Consider the following 15,092-nt stretch of genomic DNA (forward strand, 5'->3'; position numbering starts at 1 on the left):
AATGGAGAGAGGGACATGAAGAAGAACAAAGTATTACTTACAAAAACGGGAGATACATATAACTGCAGATATGTGCTGGATCAGACTGATATTATTGATGAAAAGGTAGATAAGGGTGTGAGTGGAAAATTTCCACAGATCATACCGTGCAGACTGGAAGAGAAAGATAATCAGAGAGAATTTATTTATGAGATTGGCAACAAGGTACAGTTGACTGAGTTCCTCAAGAAAGAGATCAACAAGAAGCAGATGCTGACATTACTGTATAACCTTTTAAGCGGTCTGGAAGCATTTGGAATGAACATGATCTCATTAAGCTATGTTGCCAAGGATATCCAGTATGTGTTTGTTGCTCCTGAGAGCCTGAATGTTTATTTTATTGTTGCAGGTGTCGATAAGGAGATCACGGATCTGAATGAGGTTCGCAATTTTGTAAAAGATGTTATCTGTAATGCACATTATTTTGAGATGGATCGGGATAATTATGTAGCAAGACTGATCACATTTACGAATAAACTTGGAACATTCTCAGTTGGTGATATGAAAGAATTTGTCAATCAGCTTCTGATTGATATGGGAATCCACATAGAGGAAGAAAAGAAAAAAACAGAGAAAAAAGAAGAAAAAACTGCAAACGACAAGGTAAGCCGTATTGGTGTTATGCAGAATAATGCAAAGATGGTACAGCCTGGTGCTTCTGCCAGAGGATCAGTGCCACCAATGCCAAACCGTCAGGTACCACCGATGCCGAACGGACAGCCAATGCCGGGACGGCCAATGCCAATGCAGATGGGACCGGATGGCAAGCCAATGCCGGGACGGCCAATGCCACTGCAGATGGGACCAGATGGCAAGCCAATGAACGGACGGCCGATGCCGGGACGGCGAATGCAAATGCAGATGGGACCGGAGGCCAAGCCAATGAACGGTCGGCCGATGCCGGGACGGCGAATGCAAATGCAGATGGGACCGGAGGCCAAGCCAATGAACGGTCGGCCGATGCCGGGACGGCGAATGCAAATGCAGATGGGACCGGAGGCCAAGCCAATGAACGGTCGGCCGATGCCGGGACGGCCAATGCCAATGCAGATGGGACCGGATGGCAAGCCAATGAACGGTCGGCCAATGCCGATGCAGATGGGACCGGATGGCAAGCCAGTGAACGGTCAGCCAATGCCGGGACGGCCAATGCCAATGCCGGGACAGCCAATGCCAATGCAGATGGGACCGGATGGCAAGCCAATGAACGGACAGCCAATGCCGGGACGGCCAATGCCAATGCAGATGGGACCGGATGGCAAACCAATCGTGCCGCCAATCCCAAATCGTCCGGCACCATCAATGCCGGAAAAGAAACCGGAGGCAACACCGGTACCACCGATGCCGGAAAAGAAACCGGAGGCAGCGCCGGTACCACCGATGCCGGAGAAGAAACCGGAGGCAGCACCGGTACCACCGATGCCGGAGAAGAAACCGGAGACAGCACCGGTACCGCCGGTTGAGGAGAAGAAGCCTCAGGTGCCAGTGCCATATCTGTTAAGAATAGCAACAAATGAAAAAATATATATAAATAAACCTGAATTTTCAATAGGAAGATCTGCAACCAAAGCAGATTATACAGTAACAGACAATTCAGATGTCAGCCGGATCCACTGCATCATTGAGAGAAAGAATGGTGTCAGCTATATCAGAGATAATGCCTCCACAAATGGTACATTTGTGAATGGACAGAACATAGCTGGACAGAAAAATGTATTTTTGACAAATAATGCAAAGGTTTCTCTGGGTGATGAAGGTTTCATTTATTTTGTCAGATAAGGATATGGGGATAATAATCAGGAGAAGCGTATGAAATATAGAGCGGCATATCACACAGATGTGGGTATAAAAAAGAAAAATAATCAGGACTCTCTTGCAATCAAGATTGCAGAGACTCCGAATGGACAGGCTGCCTTTGCGATTATCTGTGATGGCATGGGCGGACTGGCAAAAGGAGAGCTTGCAAGCAAAGAGGTCATAAATGCATATTGTGGCTGGTTTGAACATGATTTTGTAAAACTGGTCAGAACAGGAACATTTAATACAGCGATCTTGAAGGAGCAGTGGGATCGCATAGCTGTAACAGAGAATGAAAAGCTGAAAGCATATGGTGAAAGTCGGGGAATTATGATCGGAACCACGTTGTCAGCCATTCTTATGTATGAGGACAGATATTATATTATACATGTGGGCGACAGCCGGGTATATGAGTTGACAGATAAAATGGAGCAGCTTACACAGGATCAGACATTGGTTGCAAGGGAGATCGCAGCAGGAAGACTGACCCCGGAGCAGGCAGAAACAGACAGCAGACGAAGCATACTGTTACAGTGTGTAGGCGCATCACCGGTAGTGGAACCTGATTTCATCAGAGGTTATATTACACAAAATGCATCTTATTTGTTATGTTCGGATGGATTCAGACATAAGATAAGCGGAGATGAGATTATGGCGAAACTCAGTCCGTTGGCAGCACCAGATGAAGATAAGATGAAAGAGGGCTGTATTTTTTTAACAGATCTTGTAAAGTACAGGAAGGAAACAGACAATATAACAGTATTGCTGGTCAAGGCTGAGTAGTGGGGAGATAAGATGACAGAATTAGGAACAGTATTAGATGGAAAATATGAAATACTGAAAAAAGTTGGTCAGGGTGGAATGTCAATTGTTTATCTGGCGATGGATAACCGTCTGAATAAACAGTGGGCTGTAAAAGAGATAAAGAATGATGGTTCCAAGAGTGTAGAAACACTTTTAAAAGGATTGGAGCGCGAAGCAAATATCCTGAAAAATGTGGATCATCCGGTATTGCCTCGAATCGTTGATATCATAAATGAGAATGGAACGATTTATGTAATCATGGATTTCGTAGAAGGTAAGCCGTTAAATGAAGTTCTGAAGGCAGAGGGTGCACAGAAGCAGTCCGATGTAATTGAGTGGGGTCGTGCGCTTGCCAGTGCACTTGATTATCTGCACTCCATGAATCCACCGATCATATACAGAGATATGAAACCATCCAATGTTATGTTAAAGCCGGATGGTTCAGTAAAGCTGATCGATTTTGGAACAGCAAAAGAGTACATAATTGAAAATAACGCAGATACGACAGCGCTGGGTACCAGAGGATATGCAGCACCGGAGCAGTTCGGTGATGCGCAGGGACGTGGTATCTATAATACTGATGCCAGAACGGATATTTATAATCTGGGTGCGACGCTGTATCATCTGGTAACCGGAAAGAATCCATGTGAGCCACCATATGAGATTAAACCGATCCGTCAGTGGAATCCAATGCTTTCATCTGGTCTGGAGCAGATCATTATCAAGTGCTGCCAGTCAAATCCAAATGACAGATATCAGTCCTGTTCAGAACTTCTGTATGCGTTGGATCATTACAATGAGTTGGACAATGAGTACAGAGCAAAGGCAAAGAAAAAGCTGGTTACATTTGGCGTGATGGCAGGATTATCCCTTCTGTCTGTTGGCTGTGCCATTTTTGGCGGGGTAAAGAAGAATGAGATCAAGGAGAAGAACTACAGCAACAAGATACTGGAGGCAGAGGATGCGCTGCAGGATAATGATATAAATGGAGCAATCAAGATCTATAAAGAAGCAATTGCTCTGGATGAATCATCCTCAGATGCCTATCTGGGACTTCTTGATACGTATGCATATTATTATGATATGGATCAGAACACTGACACTGTGTCCGAGAACGTGGACAGTGGAGCAAAATTAGGTGCACGTTACGTCACCAAGTATATTGACAAGGTAAATGCAGATGTTGTCTATGAGGTTGCGATCATTTATTACAACGAAATCCAGGATTACAAAGCTGCAATGCAGTATTTTAATCAGGTAAATGATTCGGCAAACTTCCCGGATGAGACAGCACAGGCTGCATACTATTCGGCAATTTGCGAGAATAAGATCAAGAAGAATTCCAATTTTGCAAACAGTAAAGAGAATCTGGTTAATTTTGAAACTTATAACAGTGAGGAACTGGAAGATACAAATCCAAGCAAATATGTAAATTATCTGAATATCGCTTCTATCTATGTTGATAATCTGGGAAGTGATACGGCAGATATGCCGCAGAGAACGATTGCATTGCTGACGGAGGCAAACGAAAAGCTGGATGAAAACAGTACAGCACTTTCCAATGCACTTCCGGAGGATCGTAATGTAAAATATTACACGGCACAGTATGCGAGAATCCTGTATTCCGTATATTCCTATCAGGCAAAGAATACAAATGTAGATGCAGAGAAGGAAACCTATTATCTGAGTGCAATCGACTCACTTAACCGTTATCTGGCAAGTATCGATATCACGGATCCAAATCTTCCGGATACAACAAAGAAATCATATGTAAAATATATGAAGGAAGAAGCGGAAACTTACATAGCGCTTGAAAAGATCAGCGACAATAAGGATTATTATGATCAGGCTGAAAAGGTATACAGTTCCGCAGAGAGCAGCATGGGAACGGTTGATAATGCAGCCGATATTTATGTCAGTCATCTGACATATCTGTATGACCGGTATTCCGGAGAATACGGATCCAATCCGAAACGCTGGAAGCAGGATGGCATCCAGAAGATCAAAGCGGTATACGATGCGGGCAGTAAGATCAATATTCTTGTCTCCCGTGGTAATAATGAATGGAACTCGTTGATCGTAAACTCTGCAATTTCTGATATTATAAATGGAAATACTGCAGTGACAGGGAGTGAGGAGTGATAACAATGAATGAAACGATATGTAATGTAATGTTATTCGGCGGTATAGCTCTTGCAGTTGTCTTTGCAGTGATAGCAGTTATATTATTTGTAAAACTGGATATCCCGAAGGTGATCGGAGATCTTTCCGGAAGCACAGCCAGAAAACAGATCAAAGAGATCCGCGAAAAGGGTTATGAAAGCTTACAGGGAAGCGGTGCTTCCAAAAAAGATGCGATCAAATCAAAGGGCAGTACCAGTAAGATCGAGGTGCGTGATATCAAGGGCAAGTCAGCATCCGAAGAAGTTTCCAGGAAAGGAAATGAGAGATATAAGAAGGCTGTGGATGAGTTGAATAAGAGCAGAAGCCATCATCATACCAGACCGGAAGAAGCAGATTCTGAGAAAGCAACCGATATCCTGAGACCGGAAGAGGATTACGAAAAAGAAACCGACATCCTGAGACCGGAAGAGGATTACGAAAAAGAAACCGACATCCTGAGACCGGAAGAGGATTACGAAAAAGAAACCGACATCCTGAGACCGGAAGAGGATTACGAAAAAGAAACCGACATCCTGAGACCGGAAGAGGATTATGAGAAAGAAACTGATGTCCTGAGATCAGAGGAGGATTATGAAAAAGAGACCGATGTTCTTCGGGCGGATGATGAATATGAGCGTGAGACTGATATTCTGACATCAGAGGATGAAGCAGATGCGGCAACGGATGTCTTAAGTACAGACAGTGATGCAACAGACGTATTAAGCACCGATGATGATGCAACCGATGTTCTCACTATGGATACAGAAGCTTCTGACAGTAGTGAGACCGATATACAGGGTGAAGAAGCTGAGAAATTCCCACTGTTAGTTGATGTTGTTGTAGTTCATACGGATGAATCGATATAGAAGGGAGTGACCAAAATGAAGAAAAACAAATATTTACATCGTTTTGTGGCTTTGGTCATGACGGCGGTTATGCTGTTATCACTGGTGGTAATTGATAACAGAATCGGAATGAAAGCAGAAGACGAATATACAAAAGAAGTGATCAATCTTGAAACGTATATTCCCAAAAAAGTTACATATAAGAAAAATAAAGATGGAAGCGTAAAGACAGGCAGTGTAGAAGAGGTTGAGATTTCTGTTCCGGAAGAGACTGCTGTCACATTTAAGGGTGACTACCTGATGCAGGAACTGGATGCATCTGATAAGAAGCAGATTATAGCAACATCCTGTGATGCATCGGATAAGAAGACCACAAAGCAGGCTTCGGAGATCGAGGAGATTCGGATCACAGATTCAGAGGATGAATATCAGTATGCAGTGTATAAAGCAGCAGATGAGAAGGATACTTATGAATTTGCGGGGATAATACGTGTATATGGAGAAAATGCTGAAAATGGGGATAATCTATCTGTTGCTGGACCAACTATGCATATTTCAGCAGAGGCGGGAAATAAAAGCATTCCACAGATAAATGATAAAAATGGAGATAGTTTTTATTATGCTGAAAAAGGGGATGTTGTGTCTGTAAAGGGGTATGTGTCAGATGGAACGGAACAGGTTGACGGATATATAAAACAGACACCGGAAGATCCGGCGGATATTGTTAAACTTACATATACATTAAATGGTGGAAATGAGAAAGAAATACCAATCGGTAAAGATGGTGGAGCCTTTGATGTAAAGGTTCCGGAATCCGGATCATATGTATTTACAGCATATAGCAGGGAAGGGAAAAAGGTATTTATTCCGGTGACGATCCGGTATACTTCAGATATTCGGATTCAGGATGTAACGGTAGATGAAGATTCTGAATTAAAGATTACGGAAGGGATACTTGGTGAGTTCCTGAATAAAAAGGGTGATGGTATTCGTGTAACGGTATCGGCGCTTGAGGATATAGGCGACAGTAATTTTGCAGATCTGGATCTGGAATATTGTTTTGTGAATGGAACGACCATGAATAACTGGCAGTCGGTATGTATGGATAAAGATGGAGATACCGGTATCTGCAGTAAAACGGTATTGATTCCGAAATCGTCTGTAGCAGGTGCGGATTATAAAGTAATCTTCAGAGTCACAGATCATATATATGAATCTATCGGTACTTACAAATTTGATGAAAATGGATCATTTGTATATATCGATGAAAAAGCACCAGAAATTACAAAGGGCTCTTTCCGTGGCATAAAGGGAAACGATAGTGCAACGATTTCGATCCAGAATTATACATATGATGCAGATACATGGTTCAGTGGTGCAGAACTGACAGGAGTAGCGGCAGTTGAGGATTATGCACCGATCGATACGGCAAGGATCAGCCTTGATGGTGAGATCATTGAAACTGTAACAGATATATCAGCAGATGCAAATCAGTATTCTTATACATATGATAATATTCCGATTTCCGCTCTGGTAGATAAATCAGGAAAACATACAGTCTTATATGAGGCAGTAAACCGTCTTGGTCAGACCGGTACCAAAGAGATCACATTTAATCTGGATACAAAAGCTCCACAGGCACTTATCCTGAGTCAGGCAAATGGTGGTGTATCACTGCAGGATCAGGCAGAATATACTGTAACAGCCAAGACAGGAGAGACTTTGATATTCCGGATTTCTGATGCTGACAGTCAGATCGATACGGCTAAAACAAAGGTCTATGTAAATGGTGAGGAAGTTACATTGACCGGAGATGAACTGTCACTGCCGGATGTTGGTGTGTATAAAGTAACACTTGACGCATATGACTGTGCCGGAAATACAACAAAGAAAACGGTAACCGTTTATGTGAATAAAGAAACATTACAGGATTCTTTGACAGTTTCCTCCGAGGGGAAAACAATAGATGCAAAGGATCAGGCACTGGTATATGCCGGACATAATGGAAGTGCAACAACGGTTACATATAAAGTAACAGGTCTGGATCTGGATGCCGATGATATTGTAAAGACGGTAACAAGAAAGGCTCCGGATGCCGCAGCGTCTGCTGCCGGTATTGAAGTAGCACCGTCCAGAACAGATATATCAGCAAATGGAAATCTGAAAACCGTTACACTGACCTATGATCTGACGACAGAGGGTGTGTATGCATTCCACTTTACATCAAAGCATCATTATGTGGCTGCGAATGAAGATGCAAACACAACGGATGCATCCATTCAGGTGTTATATGACAAGACAGCTCCATCAATAGCAGCAATGGAATTTGCCGGAGCAAAGGCATCAGCAGATGGTATTTATTATTTCAGTAAAGATCCTTCCATTCATATAACGGCTGAGGATGCGTTTTCACTGGGTGATTACAAGGTCACAGATCAGGTGGGAAATACCATTCTTACAGGAAATATAGCTGCGAATGGGGATAAAACATTTGATAAAACACTTGTATTAACAAATGGAATTGAAGAGAATAAGATTTATACGATCATATTCTATATCAGTGATAAATCAGGAAATATTGCAACAAAATCCAATGAAAATGGGGTTGCATACCGGTTTGCGGTTGATACTGAAAAGCCAGCGGTTGATATTGCAGATAAAGAATCCACAAACAGTCTGAAGCTTACGCAGTACTGGAATGGTTCAGATGTAACAGTAAAGGCGTCTGCATCTGATAATTTTCTGATCAGCAGGATTACTGCATCAGCAACCTGTGACGGCAAGGCTGTTGCAGATCAGGAGCAGAAGATGGATCTGGAGACCGAAACGATCGGTCAGACCATGAATGCATCCTTTATTTACAAAAAAGCCGGTGTATATGAAGTTACAGTAACAGCATATGATGAGGTTGGCAACACAAAGACTGCAAAATGTACCTTTGTTATCGACAATGAACTGGCAGATATCAGCTTCTCCGGTATTCCGGTAAGTGGTGTTTATAAAAATGATGGTACACAGACGATTACAGTTAAGGCAGCAGATGATTATGGCATTGCAGCTTCCGATGTGGTTGTGAAGGTAGTGTATGAAACTTACGACTATGATGCAACGACAGGTGCCGGAGTAAAGGGTGAAGAGATCATCACAGCAAAGAACAGCTCGGATCAGACAGTTACAGCTACGATCAAAAACTGTAAGGTTATTGATGGAAAGCCAATGAAATATTACATTGCGGTAAGTGCAACTGATAGATCCGGCAACAGCTCAGAAAAGAGAAGCAAGACCTTCTATTATGATCCATATAAACCGGAAGTAACGGTAGAACCGGCAATCGCGGGTACCGGAACAAAGTATTATAATGACAAGGTCAGATTCAATATTACAGTGGCAGAGCAGTTTGAACTTGGCGCAAATGTATATGTGTTAAATACAGACGACTATAAGAACTGCAAATCAGAAGCCGATTATGCTGCAAAAGCATATAAGACATTTTCTTATAAAGATGTAAAGCAGAAAACATTTGGTTTCACTGTATCAAAGGCTGATCGGTATAAATGGACGGTTGTAGCAGTAGATGCATCCGGAAATGCAGCAACAGTATCCGATATCCGGTTCACGATCGATACAGAGAAGCCTCTGGTCGAGATTGAAGGTGTTCCGGATGACAAGAAGTCAACCGGTACAACGATCCGTGTTGTGATCACAGATAATGAGAGACTGGATCCGGAAAGCTTTAAAGTCGTTGAGTGTTATAAATATTTTGATGGTACAGAATACATTGAGAAGGAACTCAAGATCAAGCAGGTAGGTGCAAAGGAATTAGAGGCATCTGCATACTGCGGACAGAAGAGCGGCAAGGCATGTTCCTATGTATTTAAGGTAACCGGTAAAGACAGAGCCGGAAATGATGTGGAATATGAAATCAATGATTCCAGATTCAAGGTCGATTCCACACTTCCGGATATCGTGCTGGATCGCTATCCGGATTCTGAGAATGATGGTTACTACAACAAGAACGTAAGCTTCAAGTTCACAGTAACAGAGCAGTTTCCATTAAAAACGAAGATCACAGTAAGTGATAAGAACAAGGACGTGAATGGAGACGAAGATGAGACATACGTTCTGAATGAGACAACCGGAACTTACACAGTAAAGAGAAAAACACCTGGTGTATATAACCTGACGATCAAGGCAGTGGATGCATTTGGAAATGTAAACTATGTAAGAGATATTAAGTTTGTGATCGATAAGGAAAGCCCGGTAGCGACAATTGAAGGTGTACCGGAGAATGGTCTGACACAGGGTACAAATGTGAAGATCACAGTTACAGATAATCAGAAGCTGTTGTTGAAGGATTTCCAGATCACAGAGTATTACAAATGCTTTGATGAAAGCAAATATACACAGAAGAAGCTGGCGATCAAGAAGGTGGATGGCAAGACACTGGAGGCTTCTGCATATTGCGGTCAGAAGAAGGGAAAAGCCTGCTCCTATTACTTCAAGGTAACAGGAACGGATAAGGCAGGCAATAAGGTTTCATACGATGTAGCAGGTTCCCGCTTCAAGGTAGATGCAACAAAGCCGAAGGTAACGATCACACCACGGCTGGAGCAGACAAATGACGGTTATTACAATAAAGATATCGCATTTGACATAGCAGTAGAAGAACAGTTTGCCGAAACACACGAGATCGTGGTTTCCGATAAGAATAAAGATACAAATGGTGATGCAGATGACACTTTCACAATGAAGGGAACGAGCGGAACCTATACAGTGAAACGGAATGCACAGGGAATTTATAATCTGAAGGTTACAGTTACGGATGCATTTGGAAATGTAACAGAGGATGAGGCTGCATTTGTAATTGATAAGACAAAGCCTACGATCGGAATTGCAACTGTGAATAAGCTGAATAATGGAAATGTAGCACTTAATGTGAACCTTGCAGATAATTATAAAGGAAAGTCCTATACCGTACATGTAAAACGGAAGGATGCTTCCGGTGCAGTTGCATATGACGGAGATTACAGAACAGTAGAATGGAATAACACTTCTGTAAATCCGGAGATCGTATTCTCAGATGAGGGCGATTATGAGATCACTGTTTCTGCGGATGATAAGGCTGGTAATGAACAGATCGCAGAGAATGTATCCTTCCGGATTGATAAGACAGCACCTGTATTATCGATAACAGGCGTTGCGGATTCACAGAATACATCCTGTACGGCGACACTGACAGTAAATGAGGCATTTGCATTCTCTTATGATGGAGAAGCAATGAACAGTGCTGACATTACGGCAACGATCACCAAAAAGACGGATGGAACAGGAGCATCAACAGTTGCAACCTTAAATACCGGTAATTTTTCATCCGGTAATCCGCATACTGCGACCTATACCTTTGATGAAGATGGTGAATATACAATCACTTTTAATGCAAAGGACATGACAGGTAATGTTGCAACGGCTGTTACTAAGACATTCAAGGTAGATAAGACAGCACCAGAGCTTAAGGTATCAGCAGTGAACAGCAAGAACAGTGTCGTAAATGAGTATGAGACAGTTGGTGGAAGCTCTGTAAACAACACAGATTATGTAGATATGAACATAGAAGTAACAGAGTCCTTCTTTGCTTCGAATAAGGTAAATATATCTGTACAGAAGGATGGCGAGGACGTATCTTCCTCTTACTTTACAAACTTTGGCAGTAATGCGGCAGTCAGCCGTGGAAGCCAGAGATTTGATGAGGATGGTGTATATACCATAGCAGTTACAGCAGAAGATGCACTTGGCAACAAGGCAGATGATTACAACATGGTATTTACGGTAGATAATACACCGCCAACAATTGACAAGACTGCAAAGATGGCTGAATTTACTGAGAGAAGATCAGAAGATGGAGAACTTCTTCTGAACAGTCAGGATTTTGCGGATATCAAGGAAAAGGGATATGATGCACTCTGGTCAGTTAATGATACATCTGTATTTAAGGCAAGTGTAAAGCTGGATGGTATTGATTTTGTAGATTTCTCAGATCTGACAGATGGATATCATACAATGACGATTTCCGTTACCGATGAGGTTGGTCATGTGACAACTGAAACATTTGACTTTACCTATGATGGAACAGCACCTCGTATCATTATCACAGGCGTTGATGATAAGAGCGTTGTAAGAAATCCGTTTACCATGAAGATCGGTCTGGAAGATGCAGATGATATGCTGACAGAGATCGTGATCAACGGAGATACTATTGATCCGGCACTGTATGAGGATACGAATTCGTATGAGTTCCAGGTTGAGAACTATGGTAATTATAAGGTTCGGGTATCTGCAAGAGATACAGCGGGAAATGTTACATCGACCTATGACAGTGCAACAGATGAGGTATTCTCCTTCCAGTTAAAGGAAAAGACATCACCGATCCTGATCGTTATCATTATTCTTGCAATTCTTGCAGTTGTGGCAGTGATCCTTCTTCTGATCATGAAAAAAAGAAGAAACAGCCACAGTAGTAAATAAAACATGACTATAGAAAGAAAGGGACCACGCCCGAACAGGCGTGGTCTTTCAATGAGGTGACATAAATGGCATTAAGAGCGGTAGCATTTGATATGGATGGAGTCCTGATCGATTCCGAGAAGGTATACAGAATGTGCTGGTTGAAGAATGGATTGTCCATCGGTATCTCGGAGAATGAGATGTCGAAGATCTGTGACCGGATGGCAGGTGGAACCAAGAAGACAAATGCACATGTGATGAAAGAAAAGATGGGCGAGGATTTTGATTATCTTGCATTCAGACAACGTACAGTGGATATGGTCGAAGCATATATGAATGAGCATGGCGTTGAATTAAAGCATGGCGTGATCGAGACACTAAAGACTTTAAAGGCAAGAGGGATCAAGATGGCGGTTGCAACCTCGACGGATCGGGAACGGGCAGAGGATAAACTGGTTCGAAGCGGACTGCTTCCGTATTTTGATGATGTGATCTGTGGGGATGAGATCGAGCGCGGAAAACCATACCCGGACATCTATCTGAAAGCCTGTGAGAAGCTTGGTACGAAGCCGGAGGAGACAGTTGGAGTAGAGGATTCCATTAATGGTGTGACAGCCTCCCACGATGCAGGGCTGTATACCCTTATGGTGATCGATCTGATCCAACCGGATGAAGAAACGAAGAAGAAAGCAGACCGTATCAGCAACGATATATTTGAGCTGACGGAATTATTTGAAGACTGATGAAGCAGTTTGACTTCGAAAATGACATCTGAAAATGATTGATATAGCAGAATAGAGAATGATCTCTGGAATGAAAGAAAACCTTCCGGCATATAGTAGTGTCAGGAGGTTTTTCTATGATTACAGGACAGAAAATTTTCAGCCTTTTAAAGGCACTTGCGGTATCTTACATAATAACGGCAATCCTGCTGCTTATAACGGCATTCCTCATGTACAAGCTGGGACTGGGTGATACGGTGATTCATCTGAGTATTATCATCATTCATGGCATCTCTGTATTCCTTGGTGGTTTTCTTACCGGCAAGATGGTAAAGGAGCAAAAATATATTTGGGGATTAATGCTTGGAGTGTGTTATGTTTTGGTGATCGGTATTGTATCTTTCATTATGAATGGTACGATCCATATCTCTGCCGGAGGGACATTGACGAATGTGATCCTGTGTCTGGCGGCCGGAATGCTTGGCGGAATGCTAGGTTAGAGACAAGTTTTTCGTAAAAATACTTTGACTTTAAAGCATGTTGTGTTATAATTTCGCTATATGACATAAAAAGGAGAAGTGTACCTATGAAGAGAATAAAGACACTCACAAACAGAACAATGAAGAACACAATGGTTAAGGGCGGATGCGGCGAATGCCAGACATCATGTCAGTCAGCTTGTAAGACATCATGCACAGTCGGAAATCAGAGCTGTGAGAATGCTGAGAACAAGTAAGAGATCATTGTAGACAGACAACCACAAAGGGGACCGTCAAACAAATGACAGTCCTCTTTCGTTGCGTGTCAGAAAAATTAATTCACAAGATGGGAGAATTTGTATGGTACATCAGTACAAAAGTAATGGATATAATATCGTACTCGATGTATGTAGTGGGTCTGTTCACGTAGTGGATGACCTTGTGTATGATATTATTGCAAATTACGAAAATCATACAAAAGAACAGGTAATAGAATTGCTGCCATCCTATGATAAGGATGAAGTATCGGAAGCCTATGACGAGGTAACCGGCCTGGTAGAAGACGGAACACTATTTACAGAAGACATATTCAAAGATTATATCATTGATTTTAAAAAGAGAAAAACAGTGGTAAAGGCTCTGTGTATCAATATTGCACATGACTGTAATCTTGCATGCAGATATTGTTTTGCAGGAGAAGGTGAGTACAAGGGTGACAGAGGTCTGATGCCACTTGACATAGCAAAGAAATCTCTGGATTTCCTCGTTGCCAATTCCGGTAACCGTGTAAATCTTGAGGTCGATTTCTTCGGCGGTGAGCCACTTATGAACTGGGATGTCGTAAAAGAGACCGTTCGATATGGAAGAAGCCTGGAGGAGAAGCATAATAAGAAATTCCGTTTCACACTGACAACAAACGGTGTGTTGTTAAATGATGAGGTAATGGAATTTGCCAATAAAGAGATGGCAAATGTCGTATTATCCATCGACGGAAGAAAAGAGATTCATGATTACATGCGTCCGACCAGAAATGGAAAGGGAAGCTATGATCTGTTACTTCCAAAGTTTCAGGAATTTGCAAAGAAGCGTGCCGGAAAGAGTTATTATGTAAGAGGCACTTATACGCATAACAATCTGGATTTTTCAAAGGATGTATTACACATGGCAGATCTTGGATTTGACCAGATCTCCATTGAGCCGGTTGTATCTCTGCCGGACGAGCCTTATGCGATAAAGGAAGAGGATATCCCATATCTGTTAGATCAGTATGATATCCTTGCAAAAGAGATGATCAAAAGACATAAAGAAGGAAGGGGCTTCAATTTCTTCCACTTTATGATAGATTTGACAGGGGGACCATGCGTGGCCAAACGTCTGTCGGGGTGTGGTTCAGGTACAGAATATCTGTCAGTTACACCATGGGGCGACCTTTATCCGTGCCATCAGTTTGTCGGTGAGGATGGGTTCTGCATTGGAAATGTAAATGAAGGTATTACGAAGCCGGAACTTGTTGATGAGTTTAAGCTCTGCAATGTCTATGCAAAGGACAAGTGTAAGGACTGTTTTGCAAGATTCTATTGTAGCGGTGGCTGTGCGGCGAACTCATATAAATTCCATGGAAATATATTAGATGCGTATGATATCGGATGTGAACTTCAGAAGAAGCGTATCGAATGTGCGATCATGATCAAAGCCGCATTAGCAGATGAAGAAGAAAATCAATAAGGAGGACAAAGGTAAAT

General features: G+C 42.3%; 9 protein-coding genes. All 9 read left to right on the top strand.

Annotated features, from left to right (window positions below):
• Positions 1-15: 15 nt before the first annotated feature.
• A complete protein-coding gene (locus DWY07_RS06160; RefSeq protein WP_117822484.1) occupies positions 16-1,818 on the top strand; it encodes an FHA domain-containing protein in 1,803 nt (600 codons plus the stop codon).
• A 30-nt stretch (positions 1,819-1,848) separates the two neighbouring features.
• Positions 1,849-2,619 carry a PP2C family serine/threonine-protein phosphatase gene (locus DWY07_RS06165; protein ID WP_021944561.1) on the top strand — a complete coding sequence of 257 codons (771 nt, stop codon included), beginning with the start codon at positions 1,849-1,851 and terminating at the stop codon, positions 2,617-2,619.
• Positions 2,620-2,631: 12 nt separating this feature from the next.
• A complete protein-coding gene (locus DWY07_RS06170; RefSeq protein WP_117822485.1) occupies positions 2,632-4,782 on the top strand; it encodes a protein kinase in 2,151 nt (716 codons plus the stop codon).
• A gap of 5 nt (positions 4,783-4,787) precedes the next feature.
• Positions 4,788-5,669 (top strand): hypothetical protein, encoded by an 882-nt coding sequence (locus tag DWY07_RS06175; protein WP_117822486.1) that lies wholly within the window; start codon positions 4,788-4,790, stop codon positions 5,667-5,669.
• A gap of 15 nt (positions 5,670-5,684) precedes the next feature.
• On the top strand, positions 5,685-12,170 hold the full coding sequence (locus tag DWY07_RS06180; RefSeq protein ID WP_117822487.1) for an Ig-like domain-containing protein: 6,486 nt from the start codon (positions 5,685-5,687) through the stop codon (positions 12,168-12,170).
• Between the two features lie 65 nt (positions 12,171-12,235).
• Entirely contained in the window at positions 12,236-12,892 is a 657-nt protein-coding gene (locus tag DWY07_RS06185) for an HAD family phosphatase (protein WP_117822488.1), read from the top strand.
• 116 nt (positions 12,893-13,008) lie between these two features.
• Positions 13,009-13,371: a TIGR04086 family membrane protein gene (locus tag DWY07_RS06190; protein WP_117808504.1), complete on the top strand. Its 363-nt coding sequence runs from the start codon at positions 13,009-13,011 to the stop codon at positions 13,369-13,371.
• A gap of 86 nt (positions 13,372-13,457) precedes the next feature.
• On the top strand, positions 13,458-13,607 hold the full coding sequence (scfA, locus tag DWY07_RS06195; RefSeq protein ID WP_008401634.1) for a six-cysteine ranthipeptide SCIFF: 150 nt from the start codon (positions 13,458-13,460) through the stop codon (positions 13,605-13,607).
• A gap of 103 nt (positions 13,608-13,710) precedes the next feature.
• Positions 13,711-15,075, top strand: coding sequence for a thioether cross-link-forming SCIFF peptide maturase (gene scfB, locus DWY07_RS06200; protein WP_117808505.1), 1,365 nt, complete (start codon positions 13,711-13,713; stop codon positions 15,073-15,075).
• Positions 15,076-15,092: the final 17 nt, after the last annotated feature.

It is taken from the genome of Clostridium sp. AF23-6LB, assembly GCF_003461085.1.
GTDB lineage: Bacteria > Bacillota > Clostridia > Lachnospirales > Lachnospiraceae > Coprococcus > Coprococcus ammoniilyticus.